Source organism: Pontixanthobacter luteolus (assembly GCF_947494915.1).
Lineage (GTDB): Bacteria > Pseudomonadota > Alphaproteobacteria > Sphingomonadales > Sphingomonadaceae > Pontixanthobacter > Pontixanthobacter luteolus.
The window spans coordinates 191,347-211,081 of the sequence record NZ_CANLWR010000001.1; the positions used below are offsets into that span (position 1 = coordinate 191,347).

The 19,735-nt window shown below is 59.9% G+C and carries 17 protein-coding genes and 1 tRNA gene; 13 read left to right on the forward strand and 5 right to left on the reverse strand.

The genetic code is table 11. The features are described from left to right. Nucleotides 1-88 precede the first annotated feature (88 nt). From PO778_RS00860 to PO778_RS00910, 11 genes are all read left to right on the forward strand, one after another. Complete coding sequence (locus tag PO778_RS00860; protein WP_271438274.1) at nucleotides 89-721, forward strand: lytic transglycosylase domain-containing protein; 633 nt, start codon at nucleotides 89-91, stop codon at nucleotides 719-721. Then, a complete protein-coding gene (locus PO778_RS00865; protein WP_271438275.1) occupies nucleotides 722-1,021 on the forward strand; it encodes a TrbC/VirB2 family type IV secretion system protein in 300 nt (99 codons plus the stop codon). It abuts the gene before it with no gap. A gap of 6 nt (nucleotides 1,022-1,027) precedes the next feature. Beyond that, entirely contained in the window at nucleotides 1,028-1,312 is a 285-nt protein-coding gene (locus tag PO778_RS00870) for a VirB3 family type IV secretion system protein (protein WP_271438276.1), read from the forward strand. A 33-nt stretch (nucleotides 1,313-1,345) separates the two neighbouring features. After that, a complete protein-coding gene (locus PO778_RS00875; RefSeq protein WP_271438277.1) occupies nucleotides 1,346-3,787 on the forward strand; it encodes a VirB4 family type IV secretion/conjugal transfer ATPase in 2,442 nt (813 codons plus the stop codon). Further along, complete coding sequence (locus PO778_RS00880) at nucleotides 3,784-4,980, forward strand: TrbL/VirB6 family protein (RefSeq protein ID WP_271438278.1); 1,197 nt, start codon at nucleotides 3,784-3,786, stop codon at nucleotides 4,978-4,980. Before PO778_RS00875 ends, PO778_RS00880 begins: the two co-directional genes overlap by 4 nt. Then, the gene (locus PO778_RS00885) at nucleotides 4,977-5,750 is read left to right on the forward strand and encodes a TrbG/VirB9 family P-type conjugative transfer protein (RefSeq protein ID WP_271438279.1); all 774 of its coding nucleotides are present in this window, start codon (nucleotides 4,977-4,979) and stop codon (nucleotides 5,748-5,750) included. The genes PO778_RS00880 and PO778_RS00885 overlap by 4 nt, the downstream gene beginning before the upstream one ends. A gap of 11 nt (nucleotides 5,751-5,761) precedes the next feature. Continuing rightward, nucleotides 5,762-6,868, forward strand: a complete 1,107-nt coding sequence (locus PO778_RS00890) for a TrbI/VirB10 family protein (protein ID WP_271438280.1) — start codon at nucleotides 5,762-5,764, stop codon at nucleotides 6,866-6,868. A gap of 19 nt (nucleotides 6,869-6,887) precedes the next feature. Further along, nucleotides 6,888-7,898, forward strand: coding sequence for a P-type DNA transfer ATPase VirB11 (gene virB11 / locus PO778_RS00895; protein WP_271438281.1), 1,011 nt, complete (start codon nucleotides 6,888-6,890; stop codon nucleotides 7,896-7,898). Nucleotides 7,899-8,031: 133 nt separating this feature from the next. Next, entirely contained in the window at nucleotides 8,032-10,194 is a 2,163-nt protein-coding gene (locus PO778_RS00900; protein WP_271439315.1) for an RNA degradosome polyphosphate kinase, read from the forward strand. Continuing rightward, on the forward strand, nucleotides 10,191-11,723 hold the full coding sequence (locus PO778_RS00905; RefSeq protein WP_271438282.1) for a Ppx/GppA family phosphatase: 1,533 nt from the start codon (nucleotides 10,191-10,193) through the stop codon (nucleotides 11,721-11,723). Before PO778_RS00900 ends, PO778_RS00905 begins: the two co-directional genes overlap by 4 nt. Before the next feature lie 295 nt (nucleotides 11,724-12,018). Continuing rightward, entirely contained in the window at nucleotides 12,019-14,913 is a 2,895-nt protein-coding gene (locus PO778_RS00910; RefSeq protein ID WP_271438283.1) for a TonB-dependent receptor, read from the forward strand. Nucleotides 14,914-14,970: 57 nt separating this feature from the next. Here the strand turns inward: PO778_RS00910 and PO778_RS00915 are convergent, their stop codons facing one another. Continuing rightward, nucleotides 14,971-15,708 carry a queuosine precursor transporter gene (locus tag PO778_RS00915; RefSeq protein ID WP_271438284.1) on the reverse strand — a complete coding sequence of 246 codons (738 nt, stop codon included), beginning with the start codon at nucleotides 15,706-15,708 and terminating at the stop codon, nucleotides 14,971-14,973. 62 nt (nucleotides 15,709-15,770) lie between these two features. Here PO778_RS00915 and PO778_RS00920 point away from each other — a divergent pair. Continuing rightward, nucleotides 15,771-15,847 (forward strand) — tRNA-Arg (locus PO778_RS00920). 177 nt (nucleotides 15,848-16,024) lie between these two features. Then, on the forward strand, nucleotides 16,025-16,507 hold the full coding sequence (locus PO778_RS00925; RefSeq protein ID WP_271438285.1) for a GNAT family N-acetyltransferase: 483 nt from the start codon (nucleotides 16,025-16,027) through the stop codon (nucleotides 16,505-16,507). A gap of 232 nt (nucleotides 16,508-16,739) precedes the next feature. On the opposite strand, the gene PO778_RS00930 is transcribed toward PO778_RS00925, so the two are convergent. From PO778_RS00930 to PO778_RS00945, 4 genes are read right to left on the reverse strand one after another with little or no spacing between them, the layout of a single operon-like run. After that, the gene (locus PO778_RS00930) at nucleotides 16,740-16,997 is read right to left on the reverse strand and encodes a TrbC/VirB2 family protein (RefSeq protein ID WP_271438286.1); all 258 of its coding nucleotides are present in this window, start codon (nucleotides 16,995-16,997) and stop codon (nucleotides 16,740-16,742) included. A 1-nt stretch (nucleotide 16,998) separates the two neighbouring features. After that, nucleotides 16,999-17,982: a P-type DNA transfer ATPase VirB11 gene (virB11, locus tag PO778_RS00935; protein WP_271438287.1), complete on the reverse strand. Its 984-nt coding sequence runs from the start codon at nucleotides 17,980-17,982 to the stop codon at nucleotides 16,999-17,001. Between the two features lies 1 nt (nucleotide 17,983). Beyond that, nucleotides 17,984-19,030 (reverse strand): TrbI/VirB10 family protein, encoded by a 1,047-nt coding sequence (locus tag PO778_RS00940; protein WP_271438288.1) that lies wholly within the window; start codon nucleotides 19,028-19,030, stop codon nucleotides 17,984-17,986. Further along, nucleotides 19,023-19,697 (reverse strand): TrbG/VirB9 family P-type conjugative transfer protein, encoded by a 675-nt coding sequence (locus PO778_RS00945; protein ID WP_271438289.1) that lies wholly within the window; start codon nucleotides 19,695-19,697, stop codon nucleotides 19,023-19,025. The genes PO778_RS00940 and PO778_RS00945 overlap by 8 nt, the downstream gene beginning before the upstream one ends. Nucleotides 19,698-19,735: the final 38 nt, after the last annotated feature.

A 19,735-nucleotide genomic window follows, 5' to 3' on the forward strand; every position in this document is an offset into this window, starting at 1 on the left:
TTCGTTTCAGTGCCAATGGTCATGTTGTTCGATTTGCTGTCACCGCAGTGTCATGTATCGTGCCCATGGGGTTGGGACGGAGTTATTGATGATTCTCAATTGGACAGGTCGGATTTTGATACCGCTGGCGTTCGCTGCAATCAGCGTTCCGGCATCCGCCGACGTGATGGAAGTGGGTGAAGAGGGCGCTCGCTGGGTAACCGGTGAGCAGGTCATGCTGCGCGCTGCCAACACCGCTGTTCAATCGGACGATCTGACCGTTCTTGGCGCTGACTTCCATGTGCCCATGAATGCGGTTGCCGATCCGGCTCTGCACGCCCGGGCCATCCCGCCGGAATTCAACGCGGCCGTCCATGAACTTGCCCGCCGTTTCGACCTGAGCCCTGCATTGCTGGAGGCGGTCGTGTGGCAGGAAAGCCGCTGGCGCACCAATGCGGTATCCCCCGCTGGTGCGCGCGGACTGGCGCAATTGATGCCCGGCACTGCCCGCGAACTGGGCGTAAACCCCGATGATCCTTTCGCAAATCTCGAAGGCGGCGCACGCTATTTACGCGAACAACTCGACCGGTTTGACGGCGATCTGGAAAAAGCGCTGGCGGCCTACAACGCCGGCCCCGGCCGGGTCGAGCGGGCGGGTGGTATCCCGCGCATTCGTGAAACCCAAGAATACGTGGCGGCCATCATCGGCCGTCTGTCGAACCATTCCCGGAGTAGTAATTAAATGCACCTGATTTCCCGTCTTTCCCTTGCCCTGTTTGCCGTGATGCCAACTGCCGCATTTGCCCAGCAGGCAGCCGACCCGCAGGGGTCGGGCCCGATCGTTGCGGCGCTCGGCTGGCTGCAGGGCACCTTGCTGGGCAATGTTGCCACTGCGATTGCGGTGATGGCGGTTGCGGCTGTCGGCTTCATGATGTTGACCGGGCGCATGAACTGGCGTTTCGGCGCGACTGTAATCATCGGCCTGTTCATCCTGTTCGGCGCGAGCACCATCGTCGCCGGTATTCAGGGAGCCGCCGGCTAAGCTGCGATGACCGAACTCGTCCGCCACCCCGTGCACAGAGCGCTGACCCGGCCGCAGATGTTTGCCGGGGTGACGATGAATTTCTTCATCCTCAATATGCTGGTCACGGCGGAGGCATTCCTGATCCTGAAAAGTTTCTGGATCATCCCGGTGCCGATTATCATGCACACGATCGGATATTTCGCCTGTCTCAGGGAACCGCGCATTTTTGACCTGTGGATCACCAAGGTCAGCAAATGCCCGCGGGTCAGAAACTGGAAGCGTTGGGGTTGCAACAGCTACGCCCCGTAGTTGGTGCGCCGGCCTGAAGGAGGGCCTGTAACAATGAGCAAGTGGATCGGAGCTGCAGCCTGGAGCGCGAAGGAAGCCCGCGCTGGCGACCGGCTGCCCTATGCCCGCTTGCTTGACGCGGGCACTATGCTGCTACGCGATGGATCGGTGATGACTGCGATCCAGGTGCCCGGCCTGTTGTTCGAAACCGAAGATAGCGATGCGCTGAATGCCCATGCGGCGACACGAGAGGTCATGCTGCGCTCGACACTCGATGCCCGGTTCGTGATGTATCACCACGTGATCCGCCGCCGGGTCGAGGTTGAACTGGACGCCGATTTCGAAGATCCGCTTTCGGCCCATATCGACAAGCGCTGGAAAGAACGGTTGGGTCACGGCTCGCTGTTCATCAACGACCAGTTCATCACCCTGATCCGCCGTCCTGCGCGGGGCAAGGCGGGCCTCGCCGAGCGGCTGGCAAAGATGTGGAATCGCAAGGGCCAGAAAGAGATCGAGGCCGATCCCAAGGATATTCGCAGCCTGAAAGCTGCTGCGACGGGGCTGGTTGCCTCGCTCGGTTCATACGGCGCGCAGATGCTCGATGAATATGAAGGTACAAGTGGCGGCCGCAATAACGAGCTGCTCGAATTGCTCAGCGCTCTCTACAATGGCGAGATGCGGCCCGTGCGCCAACCGGATGCGGCGACCGATATCGGCCAGATGTTGCCTTATCGCCGGGCCAGCTTCGGCCTCGACGCGATGGAATTGCGCGGTTCCGGTGATCCCGATTTCAGCGCTATTCTGAGCCTGAAAGATTATCCCGACGCGACATCGCCGGGTCTGCTCGACGGGTTGCTGCGGCTGCCATACGAAATGATCGTAACGGAAAGCTATGCTCCTTCAGAGCGGCAGACGGCGCGCGAAAGGATGGACCTTTCCATCCGCCGCTTGCGCTCTGCCGATGAAGATGCGGCGGCGGAACGGGCAGACATGATCGCGGCGCGGGACGAGTTGGGAACCGGATCGGTGAGTTTTGGCGACCATCATTTGAGCGTGCTGGTGCGCGAGAAGAATCTCTCCCGGCTCGACGATGCGACCGCTGCCTGCGCTGCTGCGCTGGCAGATACCGGGGCAATCGCGGTGCGCGAGGATACCAATCTGGAGCCTGCATTCTGGGCCCAGTTCCCGGGGAACGAGCAATATATCGTTCGCCGTGCAATGATCTCCAGCGCGAACATGGCCAGTTTCGGTTCGCTGCACGGGTTTGCTCTGGGGCAGGCTGCGGGCAATCACTGGGGCGATGCAGTCACGCTGCTGGAAACGACCAGCGCTACCCCGTTCTTCTTCAATTTCCATCACGGCGATCTGGGCAATTTTTCGGTCATCGGGCCGAGTGGTTCGGGCAAGACCGTGGTGATGAATTTCCTCGCTGCGCAGGCCCAGAAATTCGCCCCGCGCACCATATTGTTCGACAAGGATCGCGGTGCGGAACTGTTCGTTCGCGGCATTGGCGGGCGGTATGACCGGATCAATGCGGGTGATCCGACCGGCTTCAATCCGCTCGCGCTGCCGGACACTCCGACAAACAGGGCGTTCCTGCGCGACTGGCTTGGCGTTTTGCTGAATGCAGAAGGGCCGGAGGAACTGGCGACGATCAGCACGGCGGTCGATGCCACCTATTCCAACCAGCCGTCGCTGCGCCGGCTGCGCCATTTCAAGGAATTGCTGGCCGGATCGCGCCGCCCGCAGCCAGGGGACCTTGCCGACCGGCTGAGTGCGTGGATCGGTTCTTCCACCGGAGACGGCGGGGAACATGGCTGGCTGTTTGACAACGACAAGGACCGGCTCGATCTCGACCAGCGAGTGCTCGGTTTCGACATGACCGCGCTGCTCGAAAATCCGAAGCTGCGCACGCCGACGATGATGTACCTGTTCCACCGGATCGAGGAACGGCTGGACGGTCATCCGACCATGATCCTGATTGATGAAGGGTGGAAGGCGCTGGACGACGAAGTGTTTGCCGCGCGCATCCGCGACTGGCTGAAAACGCTGCGCAAACGCAACGCCTTGGTTGGCTTTGCGACCCAGTCGGCCCGCGATGCGCTGGACAGCAAGATTGCGACTGCTTTGGTCGAACAGACCGCGACGATGGTGTTCATGCCCAATTCGCGCGCACGAGCAGAAGATTACTGCGACGGTTTCGGCCTGACCGATCACGAACTGGCCTTGATCCGTTCGTTGCCGGCCCACAGCCGGTGCTTCCTCGTTCGTCAGCCTGATGCATCGGTCGTCGTGCGGCTCGACCTCGGCAACGCGCCGGAAGTGCTGACCATGCTGTCCGGGCGCGAATCTTCGGTGCGCAGGCTCGACCTGCTGCGCGAAGCAGTCGGTGATGAGCCGTCCGAATGGTATCCGGCGCTCACTGGCCATGCCTGGCCGGGCAGCGGCGGCGAAGGCGATGACGGGAATTTCCCCGTCTGGCAGGCCGCTGAATGAGCACGCAATGCGACGCCTTGATGGAAGATGTCGGTTCCGGCGTCGCTGCCGCGCTGCGCGCGGTGGATTGCACCGCATCCGAAGTTAGCGCGGCTGCATTCGGGCGGCTGTTCGCCCCCGGCGGCGCCATGGGATCCGTGCTCACGATCCTGCTCGCGCTGTTCATCGCGTTTTTCGCCATCGCGCTGCTGCTGGGCCGTTCCAACCTCAGCGTAAGATCGCTCGTTCCGCGGATGATTACACTGGGTCTGGTGATGACGTTCGCTACCAGCTGGTTCGCCTATCAGACGGTGGTGTGGAACCTGACTGTGGCCGCCCCGGATTACATCGCCAGCGTTCTCACCGGGAACGATGGCTCTGCCACAACGACATTTGCTGACAAGCTCGACATCGTGTTTCTGGCCGTTCAGCAGGCAACAGAGGCGGCTGGCGGGCAGGGCGCGCAGGGCGCCGGAGAGATTACCGCATTTTCCCCGCAAGGTATTTTGTGGCTCGGCGCGTTGCTGTTCCTGCTTGGAACGGTAGGAGTTCTGGTTACGTCGCGTATCGCGCTTGCGATCCTTGTTGCGCTGGGGCCGATCTTTGTCGTGATGGCGCTGTTCAATGGGACCCGCGGTCTGTTCACGGGCTGGCTCAAGGGGCTGGTCATGCTCGCGCTGACACCGCTTTTCGCGGTTCTTGGCGGCGGGGTCATGCTGGAACTTGCAGTTCCGATCCTGTCATCGCTTACGCAGGTTCCGGGCCAGATCGACCCCCGATCGGCAATGGCGTTCTTCCTGATCGGCGCAGTCCATGCTGCACTGATGATTATGGTGCTGAAGGTATCGGCAACAATGGTTTCGGGCTGGAAAGTCTTCGGCCTTGTCCCCGGTAGCGAGACGGCAAATGCCGCGGCGGATACCGCGCAATCCACGCCGCCGGCATCGGCAGGAAATGCGCCGATGTCGACTGCGCAGGCTGCGGGCATGTCGAACCCGCCGCGCCGTATCTCCGTTTCGGGCGTGACACCTTCACCGGCGGCGAACGACGCGTCTGGCCCGGCTTCGGCGGCCACCAACCGTACAACCAAGGTGTTTGCCACATCTTCAGGCAGCGGTCAGATCCAGCCGCTTAGCTCTGGCACGTCGCGAACGCGCGGTATTGGCAACCGCTTTCGCCCTGCAAAGAACCGGACTTCGGAGAAATTGAAATGATCCGCGCGCTTACCCCTGCGCCTATCCTGCTGATGGCAGCGATGCTGTCTTCACCAGCCTTGGCTGACGATCCGCGTCTGGTTGAACGGCTGTACGATCCGGCTCAGGTGGTCCGCATTGAAGGCCAGACCAAGGTTCAGGCGACTATCGCATTCGACCCTGCAGAGCGGATCGAGAATGTCGCGATTGGCGACTCGCAGGCATGGCAGGTGACCCCGAACAAGCGCGCGAACCTGCTGTTTATCAAGCCGCTCAGCCCGACAGCGACGACCAATCTGACGGTCATCACCGATCGGCACACCTACCTGTTCGATCTGGTAGCAAGCCCCCGGGCAAAGCCGCTTTACGTGCTGCGCTTCATCTATCCGGAAGCACCGGAGCCAGAGGCTGCGCCTGTTGGCGCGGTAAACGAAATGGAACTGGCTGCTGCGAGCGATCCCTATGCGGTGGTCGATCCATCGGCACTGAATTTCGACTGGACCCGCGAAGGTGACCCTGCCTTGCTTCCTGCGCAAACGTACGATGACGGGAACGCGACCTTCCTGACATGGAAATCGGGCGAGCCGGTTCCTGCGATCCTGATCAAGGACGCAAAGGGAACCGAGGGTCCGGTCAATTTTGCCGTTCGCGGCGAGACAATTGTTGTCGACGGTGTCCCGCGCGAGATCATCTTGCGGTCTGGCAAGGATAGCGCCGTCCTGACAAATATCGGCCCTGTGCGTCCGGCCCTTGCGGCCTCGGATGCCCGCAGAACTGGGGAGAATAACTGATGCGCCTCGCGATGAGCCTTCCAGGTAAAAAGGGTGCTGACACCGCAGCGCAGAATTTCGATCCGCGCGACGGTGAAACGGCAGAAATCATCGACCTTGCCAGCCGCAATTCCTATCCTGCCGTAACCCAGCGCAAAGGCACATCTGACGGATTGGGCCTGGCCGCTGGTGTCTTGCTGGTCGCAGGGCTCGGCGCGGTCACTCTGTGGGGCATGAATTCGGCGCGCGTTGCACCGCCCGAAGGTGTGGGCGGACAGCAGCCGGCACCGCAGCCGGTCCAGCCTGGCGCGGCCACTCAACCTGCGGTGGCTGCACCACAAACCGTTCAATCCGTGCCGCGCCGTGCCGATCCGGCACCTGCGCCGGTCTATGCAAATCAGCCAGTCACCAACACTGCGCCGGCAGCCAATCCTTATGCCACACCGACTGTGGTTTACGATACCAGCGGTGCGCCGGTTGGCGTTATCAGCGGAGCGGCGGTTGCTGCAGCAGAAAGCGGCGCAGTGCCGGGCGGTGGATCGGCCAATGATTTCGCCAGCCGGGTCGGCGGTGTCGGCGGCGGTCCGGCACAGGCCACCGCGATGACCAATCCGCAAACCACCGTGACGCAAGGGACCCTGATCCCGGCGATCCTGGAAACCGCAATCGATACCAATGTGCCCGGCTATGTCCGCGCAGTGGTAAGCCAGGATGTCAAAAGCTTCGACGGTACAAAAGTGCTGGTCCCGCGCAGTTCGCGCCTGATCGGGCAATATCAGTCGGGTCTGCAGAATGGGCAAAAACGCGCCTATGTCATCTGGACCCGGCTCATCCGCCCTGATGGGGCATCGGTGAACATTCAGTCACCGGCAGTCGGTTTCGACGGGACCACGGGCCTTGCCGGTAAAGTCAATTCAAACTTCTTCCAGCGCTTCGGTTCGGCAATGCTTTTGTCAGTCGTTGGCGGCCTGTCGGCTATCGGCACGGGCGGCGCGTCAGTTGTTCTTGGCGGGGGCGGTCAGGCGGCTGCCGCCGCAGCGCAGCAGGATAGCCAGATCGGCCCCACCATCCGCGTGCGTATGGGCGAACCGATCCGGGTATTTACCGCCCGCGACCTGGATTTCTCTCAGGTCAACTGAGCGGGGTAGAGCACCAGCCATGTCTGCCGATATCCACCCGCTCCAGCCTGACGGCACACCGCAAGGCGATGTGAACGCCGAACGCAGTGTCTATCTTGCCGCCTATCTGGAGCCGTTTCGCAGATGGCTGCAAAAAGACACTGTGACCGAAATCATGGTCAACCGGCCGGGCGAGGTATGGATCGAAGATGCCGCTTCACCGGGGATGCAGAAGCTGGATGTGCCGGAAATAGACGACCGCTTGATCCAGCGTCTTGCTGAACAAGTCGCACGGGTCAGCCATCAGGGGATCAACCGCGAACACCCCTTGCTGGGCGCGACACTGCCCGACGGGGCGCGTGTGCAATTCTGCGGCCCGCCCGCAGCACGCGAACATTGGACCATGGCAATCAGGCGGCATCGGCGGCTAGATCTGCCGCTTGACGCTTACGATTCCGGCCCGCTCGCCGATCCGGCAGAATCCGAAATGCCCGATCCGCAGCAGCAGCCGGTCGATTTTCTGCGTGAGGCGATCAGGCAGCGCCGCACGATCCTGATTTCAGGTGGCACGTCGACCGGTAAAACGACCTTCCTCAATGCGATGCTGGGTGAAATACCCGGGCATGAACGGGTTGTGCTGGTGGAAGACACGCCGGAACTGAAACTGCCGGGCGAAAACGGTGTTGGCCTCGTTGCCGTGAAAGGTGAGCTGGGCGAGGCAAAGGTCACTGCGAACGAATTGTTGCAGGCGGCTTTGAGGCTGCGGCCGGACCGGATTGTGCTGGGCGAGCTGCGCGGCGCAGAAAGCGTCAGTTTCCTGAGAGCGATTAACACCGGTCATCCGGGCAGTTTTTCGACCATCCATGCGAACAGTTTGCGCGGCGCGCTCGAACAATTGTCATTGATGGTCATGCAGACCGGTATCGGACTGACGCGGACTGACACCATCGCCTATGCGGCGTCGGTCATCGATGTCATCGTGCAGCTTGGCCGCGATGCAAATGGCAAGCGCGGGATTACCCAGATTGCTGAAAGCCATACCCTGGTGTGAAATGCGCGTGACGCGGACCTGTGACAGGTTTATGTCACGGGACGCTTGCAGATTTACATAAGGATCAAGCCCCATCAATCGCGTGATCGATCATTCCGACCTTACCATTCCGGCGCAGAGCCGGCCGAGGGCCATGAGCAATCACGCAGATTTGACTGAGAGCGAGGAACTGCAATCCTCTCCCGAAGAGGCAGCGCGCAAGTATATCAACCGCGAACTGAGCTGGCTTGCGTTCAACGAACGGGTGCTGGCAGAGGCGCGGAACGAAAACTATCCGCTGCTGGAACGGCTGCGTTTCCTGTCGATCTCCGGCAGCAATCTTGATGAATTCATGATGATCCGCGTGGCCGGTCTGGTCGGCATGGTTCAGCGCGGCATCGATGGGCTTTCGATTGACGGCCGCAGTCCTGCGCAGCAGTTGACCGCGATCAGGGAATCGGTGCGCAAGATCAATTCGGAGCAACGCGAATGCTGGGCCGAATTGCGCGGCCTGCTGGATGATGCTGGTATAACGATTGCCGACAACACCCGGGTCGATCCGGCATCGTATTCCTCCCTCAAGACCTACTTTCTCGAAGAGATCATGCCGGTCATCACGCCGCAGGCGCTCGATCCGGCGCACCCGTTCCCGTTCGTGTCGAACCAGGGTGTCGGGCTGCTGTTCAATCTGACGAGAGAAGCCGACAACGCGCAGGTGATCGAGATGGTCCTGATCCCTTCGGCCCTGCCGCGTTTTGTCAGGGTGCCGGGCGAGCAGGCGATCTATATCAGCATCGAAAGCCTGATTTGCCGGTTCGCCAAGCATATGTTCCCCGGCTTCAGGATTGAGGGCGACGGGGCGTTTCGTGTCCTGCGCGACAGCGATATCGAAATCGAGGAAGAGGCGGAAGATCTGGTCCGCACGTTCCGCAGCGCAATCCAGCGGCGGCGGCGCGGCCAGGTGATCCAGCTGGAACTGGAACATGATTTCGATCCCGATGCCGAGGAAATGCTGCTCGATCATCTTTCGGCGCAGGGAACCACGATCATCAAGACAGAGGCGCTGATCGGGGTTGCGGGGGTGTCGGAAATCGTCGCTGAAGACCGTCCCGACCTCAAATTTGCCGCCTACAGCCCGCGCTATCCCGAGCGGATCCGTGAACATGACGGGGATTGCTTCGCCGCCATCCGGGAAAAGGATATCGTCATCCACCACCCCTATGAAAGTTTCGAGGTGGTGGTCGATTTCCTGCGTCAGGCTGCGCAGGATCCGGATGTCGTGGCGATCAAGCAGACGCTTTACCGGGCAGGCGACCAATCACCCGTGATCATGGCGCTGATTGCGGCGGCAGAGCGGGGCAAGTCGGTAACCGCGGTAGTGGAATTGAAGGCCCGTTTCGACGAGGAGCAAAACCTGCTGTGGGCGTCGGAGCTGGAGCGCGCCGGGGTGCAGGTCATCTACGGCTTCGTGGACTGGAAAACGCACGCCAAGGTTTCAATGGTGGTCCGCCGGGAGGAGCAGGGTTTCCGCACATACTGCCATTTCGGCACCGGCAATTATCATCCGATCACGACCAAGATTTACACCGACCTAAGCTATTTCACCGCCGACCCGAAACTGGGCCGCGATGCCGCCAAGCTGTTCAATTTCGTGACCGGCTATGTCGAGCCTCGCAAGACCGGGCTGCTGGCAATTTCGCCAATCGACCTTCGCGAAAAGCTGTATGCCCGGATCGACAAGGAAATCGAGAATGCCGGGCAAGGCAAGCCCGCCGCCATTTGGGCAAAACTGAATTCCCTGACCGACAAGGGCGTGATCGATCGGCTCTATGCGGCCAGTCAGGCAGGGGTGGAAATCCAGCTGGTCATCCGCGGCATCTGCTGCCTGCGTGCGGGGATCGAAGGTCTGTCAGAAAGCATCCGCGTCAAATCGATCATCGGGCGGTTTCTGGAACACAGCCGCATCTGGGCGTTTGCCAATGGCGATGAAATTCCGGGCGCGAAAACCAAGGTCTATATTTCGTCTGCGGATGCGATGGACCGCAACCTCAACCGGCGGGTGGAGGTGCTCGTCCCGATCCGCAACAAGACGGTGCATGATCAGGTTCTGCAACAGGTCCTGCTCGCCAATTTGCTCGATACCGAGCAAAGCTGGGAACAGCAGCCGGGCGGGGAATATCTGCGCGCCGACCGCGGTGAAAAACCGTTCAACTGCCACCGCTATTTCATGACCAACCCCTCCCTTTCCGGGCGCGGCGGAGCGCTTGAGGCGGGCGGGGTTCCCAAACTGGCGCTACGCAAGGGCGCCGCTGGATGACGATCCGCGCACGCAAGGCTGACAGGCAGGGAATCTTTGCAGGCAACCGCGTGGAACGGGCGATCATTGATATCGGCTCCAACACTGTCCGGCTGGTGCTCTACGGTGGCGCGCCGCGCGCTCCGGTTACTTTGTTCAACGAGAAAGTCGCGGCAAGGCTGGGCCGCGAAATTGCGGAGACCGGGCGGCTGGCCGATGACGCAATCGATTTGGCCATGCGCGGACTGCGCCGATATGCGCTGCTGCTGCGCGATCTGGAAATCGATATCGTCGACGTCGTGGCCACCGCTGCTTCGCGCGAAGCGAGCAATGGACCGGAATTTCTTGATGCGGTCAGAGCGCTGGGGCTGGAGCCGCGCCTGCTTCCCGGAGAGGAAGAGGCACGGATCAGTGCCATGGGCGTGATGGGCGCGTTTCCCGGTGCGCGCGGTATTGTCGCAGACCTGGGCGGGGGCAGCCTCGAACTCGTGCATATTGCCGAGGGAGAGTGTGATCCGGGGATCAGCCTGCCGCTGGGAACGCTGCGGCTGCCAGATCACATTGGTTCGGACCGGGCCGAAACCCATAGCAATCTGAACGCCATGCTGGAGGCATCGGGCAAGATCGGGCCGGTCGACGGAACGCTGTATCTTGTTGGCGGAACCTGGCGATCAATGGCCGTGCTGGCGATGGAGGACCGCGATTACCCGCTGACTGATCCGCACGCCTTCACCCTGCCGCTGGCCGAAGCGAAGGCGCTGGCAACGCGTGTGGCCGAGGCTGAGCCTGACGAACTGCGTCTGCACCCGCGAATTTCCAGCATGCGGGCGGATAATCTGCCTCATGCGGGCGTCCTGCTGGACGCCTTGCTCGACCGGTTGATGCCGGACCGCATCGTGTTTTCATCGTGGGGCCTGCGCGAAGGCATCCTGTATGATGAGTTGCCGGCCATCGCACGTTCGCAAGATCCGCTGCTTGCCGGGGTGGGCGAATTCGCCGCCTCTCGCGGGACCCCGCCGATCCTGGCAACGCGCATCGCCGCATGGACGGTTGGCGCAGCGCCGCCGTCGCTGCATGGTAGCGAACGTGTTCGATTGGCGGCAACGATGCTTTCGCTCGCATCAATGCAGATCGAACCCAACCTGCGGATGGACGTTGCGACCGATTGGGCGCTGCAGAAACGCTGGCTGGGTCTTGCGCCGGATGAGCGCGCAATGATGGCTGCTGCCGTCTGCGGGAACGGGAATCGCTGCGATCTGAACCGCGAACTGTACCGTCTGGCCAGTGAGGAACAACTGGAAGAAGCAGTCTGCTGGGGCCTTGCCATCCGCCTCTGCCGAAGGCTCGGCGGCCGTTCGCGCCGACTTTTCCATGTAAGCACGTTGGAAGTCGAAGCGGGCAAGCTGGTCCTTTCGCTGGAGGAAAGCCATGCCGACCTGTTCGGTCTGCCCAGCGAAAAGGATATGGCCCTTCTGGGCGACCGCTTGAACCTGAAACCGGAAATGCGCGTGATCAGCGAATCCGAAATGCTGGCGCGTACTTCGGCCTAGGCGTTGCCAATTGGCCGCGCTTGCGATGGCGCGACTGTTCATAAGCCAGACCTGATTGTGAAATCAGCATGACCGGCCATCTTCGCCGTGAATTTTCTCTGCGGCCACAAAACCACGTAAATACCTAGGGTTAGGGATTCCAGGCGTGAATTGGACACGCGGAGAGCTAGGCTGCGGCTTATGATTGTTGCGTAGAAATCACCATAATGCGCAACACTCTTGCTATTTGCGGCACAACTGATTTAGCTTGGTGTATGCAGGACCCGAAAATGGGCCGCTTACATGGGAGAGGATTATGAGGGTCAAAGCTACCCTGCTTGCCGGCATTTGCGGCAGCGCGATCGCGTTTCCGGCATACGCTCAAGATGCAGATGAGGATCAAACCCCGCGGTATCGCGGTACTGAAATTGTGGTTACCGCCCAGCGTCAGGACCAGAGCCTGCAAGAAGTCCCGATTGCAGTCAGCGCATTTTCGGCCGAAGCACTGGAATCGCAGCAGATCGAGAATGCGAGCGACCTTCAGCTTACTCTGCCAAACGTCTCCTTCACCAAAAGCAACTTTACCGCATCCAGCTTTACGATCCGCGGGATCGGCGATCTGTGCGTCGGGGTCAGCTGCGACAGCGCGACCGCGATCCACCTGAATTCGGCCCCGCTGTTCGGCACCCGCCTGTTCGAAACCGAGTATTTCGATCTTGAGCGGATCGAGGTTCTGCGCGGCCCGCAGGGTACACTGTTCGGCCGCAACGCGACGTCGGGCGTGGTCAACGTTGTTTCGGCGAAGCCGGACCTGTCCGAAATCGCAGCCAAGGCAGAATTCGAGTACGGCAATTTCAACAGCATCAAGGCCAAGGGCATGGTCAACGTGCCGATCGGCGATACGCTGGGTGTGCGCGTGGCGGGCTTCTACCTCAACCGCGATGGCTATACGGAAAACCTGGCCAACAACACCCGCATTGATGGGCGCGACATGTATGCAGTTCGCGGTTCGCTGCGGTGGGAGCCGAGCCCCGATACCACACTGGACCTTATGGGGTATTATTTCCGCGAGGATGATGACCGCCTGCGTATTCAAAAGCAGCAGTGTCAGCGTGACCCGACCGGCGTTGTCGGCTGTCTGAACAACCGCCGCGACTTTGACAGCACAAATTCGAATTCCACCTTCACAGGGACGCTTGGTTCTTCGGAATTCCTGGCGATCAATGGCATTCCATCCACGCTGGGCCTCAACAGCCTGTACGGGCCTGATGCCTATGCGAACTTTCAGGAACCAGCCGATGTCCGCCAGGTGCGGACAGAGTTTACGCCTGAATACTTCGCAGACGAATTGCAGATCCAGGCGCACCTTGAACAGAACATCGGTTCGTTCCAGCTTGGCCTGACCGGTACGTATCAGGAAACCAGCGTTGATTCCCGCCAGGATTACAACCTCGGCATCGGCGCCATTCCCAATGCGGCGCTCGCATTCGGTACATTGCAGGCATTCGCCAACAATGCTGCCGGGCCGGGCACCGGCGTCTATTTCCAGCCGATCATTGATGCTCTGTTCGATGGCAGCGGAAACCTGTGCACATCCGACACCCGGTTGGACAATCGCGGCTCTTTCGAGGGCTTCTCTGTCTGCACACCCAACGGGCCGCAGTTCGACAGATCGAACCAGGAAAACGAATCCTACTCGGTTGAAGCGATCATTTCGTCCGACTTTGACGGACCATTCAACTTCCTGGTTGGCGGTATCTATGCCGACTCGAAAGTGCTTGAGAACAGCTACTACGTGAACGCGTTCGCCATTGATTACATCAGCGGTGTGCTCGGAACGTTTACAGCTCTTGGTGCCGGATTGCCGCCATCCTATCTGGCAACCTCGTTCTTCCGCAACAATACCAGAAGTTTCCAGCTGGAATCTTATGGCATCTTCGGGGAAGGCTATCTGGAACTTTCGGACAAGCTGAAAGTCACGGCTGGTCTGCGGTATAATAACGATAAGAAGGCGATCACCGCACGTTCCACACTGGCCAGCTTCCTCAACCCGTTCAGCAATGATGGCGATCCCTTCGACTCGCCATTTTCCGGCTCGTTCGATGCTGATCCGGGAACAGCGGGTATCCAGCCTATCCAGGCCCGTTCGGTCGCATTCGATGAAATCACCGGGCGTTTCGTAATCGATTACCAGTTCACACCGGATAATCTGATCTACGCTTCGTATTCGCGCGGTTACAAGTCGGGCGGTATCAACCCGCCATTGCAGCCGATCTTCTCGGTTCCCGAAAGCTTCTCTCCGGAATCGATCGATGCGTTCGAAATCGGTAGCAAGAACACCTTCGGCAACGGTGCGCTGCAGCTCAATGCCACAGCGTTCTATTACAAGTACAAGGACCTGCAGCTCAGCCGGATTATTGCCCGTACATCGGTCAACGATACAATCGATGCCGACATCTACGGCGCTGAAATCGAGGCGATCCTTCGCCCCGATTACAACTGGCTGTTCAACGTCAACTTCAGCTTCCTGAATGCAAAGGTTGCCGGGGATCAGTTCTTCAGCAATCCGCGCGATCCGGGCGGCGGTGATGCCAACGCGGTCATCATCAAGGACATCACCAACGGCGCACTTTGCGCAGTCACCGGCGCTGCACCCGGCGGTCCCGATGCGTTTGTGAATGCGATCAATCCGGGCCTCGGCCTTCAGGGCACGACCGAATTCCCCGCAGATGGCGGTCTTCAGTCTGCAGGCGCGTTCAGCATCTGCGCGGTTCTCGAAGGTCAGGCTGCGGCGATTGGCGGTGCATTTGGCGGTATCCAGGTGCTCAGCCCCGGTGTTCAGGTCAATCTGAAAGGCAACAAGCTGCCTCAGGCACCTGAATTGAAGGCGTCGGTCGGTGTCCAGTACACCAAGGAATTCGACAACGGCATGACCCTGGTCCCCCGTTTCGACATTGCTTACACTGGCGAGCAGTTTGGTAACGTCTTCAACGGCAACGTGAACCGTATCGAGCCATTCGTTCAGGCCAACGCTCAGCTGCAGCTGAACGGGCCTGACAAGCGGTGGTTTGTTCGCGGGTTCGTTCAGAACATCTTCGACAGCAACTCGACCACGGGTCTGTATGTCACCGATGCTTCTTCGGGCTTGTTCACCAACATCTTCACCCTCGATCCGCGCCGTTATGGTGTCGCGGTCGGCGTGTCGTTCTAACCAATACCCTTTGGGAGAGGGGGAGGGCCGGGCGTTTCGTCCGGCCCTTTTTATGGCTCAGCCGGTTCTGGCAAAGGGCGAGAAATCGGTTTCGGTATCGAATATATCGACCCCTTCCGCGCGTTTCAGCTTGCCCACCACCAGATAGGTTACCGGGGTCAGAAACGCCTCCCACGCCGTCTTGATCAGCCACTGCGACAGGACCAGTTGCCAGATCAGTTCCGGCGGCCAGCCGGCCAGCCCGTAAAATGCCAGAGGGTAAAAAATCGCGCTGTCGAAGCCCTGTCCGACAATGGTCGATCCGATGGTGCGGGCCCACAGCATCTTGCCGTCCGTCCAGACCTTCATCTTCGCCAGAACCAGGCTGTTGGCAAATTCCCCCACCCAGAATGCCACCATCGAGGCGAGAACGATGCGCCAGCTATTGCCAAATACGAACTCATACGATTCCTGCCCGGGCCAGCCATCAGCCGGTGGCAGCGAAACAACCACCCACGCCATGAATGCCATGAACAGCAGTGCGGCAAAGCCGGTCCAGATCACCCGGCGCGCCTTGGCGTAACCATACACCTCCGTCAGAACATCGCCGATGATGTAGCTAATTGGAAAAAACAGCACGCCTGCCCCGAAGGACCACTCAGACCCGCCAGGCAGGGTGACGTAAGATGGTTTCGACGCGCCGATGATATTGGACAGCAGCAGGATCGCAACGAATGCCGCCATCACAAGGTCATAATAGCGGAAAGACCGCGCCGAAGCCGCTGTGCGTTCGATAGGTTCTGGTGTGTCGCTCATGGGGACGAGTGCCTAACCGCATTTGCAGGCCGCGAAAAGCACGCTATGCGCGTGCCCGGCGCGCGCCCGTAGCTCATCTGGATAGAGCGCGAGACTTCTAATCTTGAGGCAGCAGGTTCGAGTCCTGCCGGGCGCGCCACTCATGAGAAAATCCAGAGTTCTGCAGTCTTCGGTATTACCTGCCTAGAATATGCTGGGAAACATACGGCCGTTTTGTTTCCTTCGTATGTCTGCTTACCCATCTTTGTGCCTAAAAGCGGACGGGCAACTAACGCCCCGATTGCGGACATCCTCTTCAGGTCCTATTTCACAGCTCATGTTTATCCGGCCCGCAACGAAGCATGACACATCGGCGATCTGCTCGATCATCCTGCCAACAATTAGGGATGGAACGACTTACGCTCTTGACCCAGACATCGATGAGCAGGGAGCTCTTGACTATTGGATGGGAAGTGACCGCGAGACCTTTGTCGTCGAAGAAGGCGGCAAAGTTTTGGGCACCTATTACATCAAACCAAATCAAGCTGGAGGTGGGAGCCATGTCTGCAATTGCGGGTATATGACCTCTGCTGCAGCATCAGGACGCGGCGTTGCGACCGCAATGTGTCAGCATTCGATGGCTCAAGCCCGTGAAGCAGGCTTTCGTGCAATGCAGTTCAATTTCGTGGTGGCAACGAATGAGCATGCAATCCGGTTGTGGAAGCGCTTAGGCTTTGAGGAGGTAGGGCGTTTGCCTGATGCATTCCTTCACCGGTCAGAAGGATACGTAGACGCACTCGTTCTGTATCAAACGCTTTGATCTCCAACGTCCGCTTCCCCCACACAACCGGACATAGGCTGAGATTCCCAAGCGGGAAAAAGCGGAAGGTCTGCTTTTGCAAACTATAAAATCGACCTCGAATGTCAGGAATGAAGGCGTAAAGCTGCCGTTATGAGGGTAGACGAGCTAGACTTCACCAATGATTACAGTGCCCATCACTTTCATGTCGGGGGCGCCACGACTTCTTCGAAATTTGCCCGCATATACCGGTTCAAACTGCGGAAATGAACGCCCCGGCAATAACCGGCGCGCCGAGTAAGATGAAACATCCCAGGACCACTCTCAGCGCATCACGGACCGCCAGCCTGCCGGTCATCAACAACAATCCGACAATCGCGACCGCTATCACGCATAGGCCAATCGCAAGGCTGCCGAGCGCCGTGCCGGTGATCCAGCCGATTGCTGCACCTATTGGCTGCGATCCGTCCGTTTCAAACAGGGAAACGGATGCGAAAAAATGACCCAGCATCCTATTCTGCGACCATGATCTGCGAGACCCGGCGTATGCCCGAGCGTCTTTCCAATTGCACGAACACGTCGATGCTCTCGCGGACATAATGGCGCACATCGTCCCGGGACAGGCGCGACCCGGTTTGCAGAACCAGGAGTGCAAGCTGCTCAATAGCGCGCTGGGGCGTATCGGCATGGATGGTCGTGATAGAGCCGGGATGGCCGGTGTTGACCGCGCGCAGGAAGGTGAAGGCCTCGCTCCCGCGAAGTTCCCCAAGAATGATCCGGTCCGGCCGCATGCGCAGCGCAGCGATCAGCAAGTCTTCTGCGCTGACATCGGCTTCGCCCAGCTGGCCCCGCGCCGCCAGCAAGCCGACTGCGTTGAGATGGTCGAGCCGCAATTCTTCTGTATCTTCGATAAGGATCAAGCGCTCGTCTTGCGGAATTTCCGCCAGCAGTCCGTTCAGAAAAGTCGTTTTTCCTGTGGAGGTACCGCCCGAAATCAGGATGTTGCGCCGATCAAGGACTGCTTGCCGCAGGTACCCGGTTGCTTCGCCGCCCGACAGAGAGCGGTAGGTTCGCTGCTTATCAATTGCAGCCTCGCCCGATTGCAGCCCCTCGAAAGCTGCGGCGTCCTCCCAGTCGGACAATTTGAGGTCGGAGGCGACGTGCCGCCGGATTGCTATCACATGGCCGCGCCGGGTTGCAGGCGGAGCTACAATTTGCACCCGCGATCCATCCGGCAGCGATGCCGCAAGTAGCGGCTGGCTGCGGTTGATCCCTTGCGAATTTGCAGCCGCGATCTGGCGTGAGAGCCGGCTGAGAGACTTCTCGTCCAGGCCTTCAACGGGCATCACTTCGATCCCCCCGCCAAGCGATTCAACCCAGATCTCGCCAGGCCGGTTGATAAAGATATCGGTTACGTCGGTACGCGCGAGCACGCCCGCCAGCGGGGCGAGAAAACTGTCCAGATAGTAACCGGTCTCCATCGCCTGAGTTTCCATCTCAGGAATCCACGGTCGAAAAGTCTAGGTCGCGGGCGACGAACACAGACACGCTTGTGCCGTGCTTTACCTTCAACGTCCGCTGTACGCGTTCCCGGTCCTGAACCTGAATGTTCTGCGTGCTGCCGGGTAAGGCAACCACCACGCCTTCTCCGGACGAAATCTCGTTGGTTCCAACGGCCACGCCCAGATCAAGTACGGTTTGCAAGATTGCACCGCCGAACCGTTGCAGGAATTTGCTGTCGACCTTGCCTTTCACACCTGCCCGTCCAAGCGGATCAGATGACGGTGAATTGAGCGCGATCGTGACGCCATCCGGACGTATCAGGCGGGTCCATTGAACCAGGGCGCGGTTTTGGCCCGGCTCAAGCCCCGCGTCATATTCGCCGTACAGGCGGCTTCCGCGTTGGATCAGGATGCGCGTTCCATCGAAACTGAAAACGTCGCGCTGGACCAAGGCGCGTGCTGCGCCGGAGCGTGTTGAATCGAGCGCGGTTTCCAGGACCGCCGGGATCACCGTGCCTTGCGGGATCGTCTGCGACGGTTTGGCCAACCGGCCGGCACGAACTCGATCTGCAGAAACCGCGACGGACTGCTCACTATCCGGCGCAGCTGCGCGCAATGTTTGATCGAACACCACTGCGGGGCGCGGGTTTGGATCGACCGGCGTATAATAATCGTTTGGCGGTGCAGGCTGCGGCGCTGGCATGATTGCCTTACGCGGCGGCGACAAGGTCTGAGCTGTTACCGGCGCGGCTATTGGCCGGGCAAGAGTGCGAGGCCTTGCCACTGGCTGTGCGTTCGAGAATTCATTGGGCAAGGCGAGCGGCGGGGGCGCGGAAATTCGGCCTCCATCGGGCGCGGGGCGGAACGCGGTAGCCGGTGCCTGAATCTGCGCCCGATTGGCGCTGAGTGCACTGAATAGCCATACTCCGCCAAGCAGCAGGATTGCGAAGAACACCCACATCCCGGCATTGCTGGCGGGCGCGGTGGCGACCACGGGGCGAATATCGTTTTCGGCATCGGCAATGTTTTGCGCATCAGCCATCGGTCTTCTCCCCGTTCTTGTTGCGGTTTGCCGTGGCCTTGTCCTTGTCGATACGGAAGACGAGCTGCGAATATACCCGGTCGATCACGAAAATTCCGTCCCGCATATAGCCGTTGACCACCTGTTCCTTGCCGGTCGGCCCGATTGAGAAAACCGCAGGAAGTAATTGTTCGGGGCCAAAGGCAATGCGGGTACGGATACCGTTGTCGCTGATGCTGGCCGGGCGCACAGATGTGTCGCCTTTCACGCGGTATCTCCACACAATCCCGGCTGGCTTCGCGGTGACCTCCTGCGGCTGCTGTATGCCCGGATCATCGTAGTCTATTTTCACCAGATATGCGGCGGTCAGGCCGGTGTCGGTGCGAAGGGTGAAGCGGTAATCGCGGCGATCTGTCTGTACGACAATCCCGCTGCCAACGCTTCTGACTTGCGGCAGGATCAGCAAACTGTCGAGTTCTGCGGACACGCGAACCTCGACTGTGTTCTGATCGTCGACTGCGACGCGGCGAACCTGCTCTCCGGGTTCGAGCACGACAGTCAGGCCCGTATCGGGAAGCGCGGTAAGGATGATTTCCTGCCCCGGTGTCCAGCGAACTGTTTGAAGGCGCGGATTTTCCGCGCTGGGCTGCGGCAGCACTTGCGCGGCGAGGGGGGCGCTCGCCGTCACCGAACTCAGCGCAAGTATAGCGGCAATTGATCCTGCAA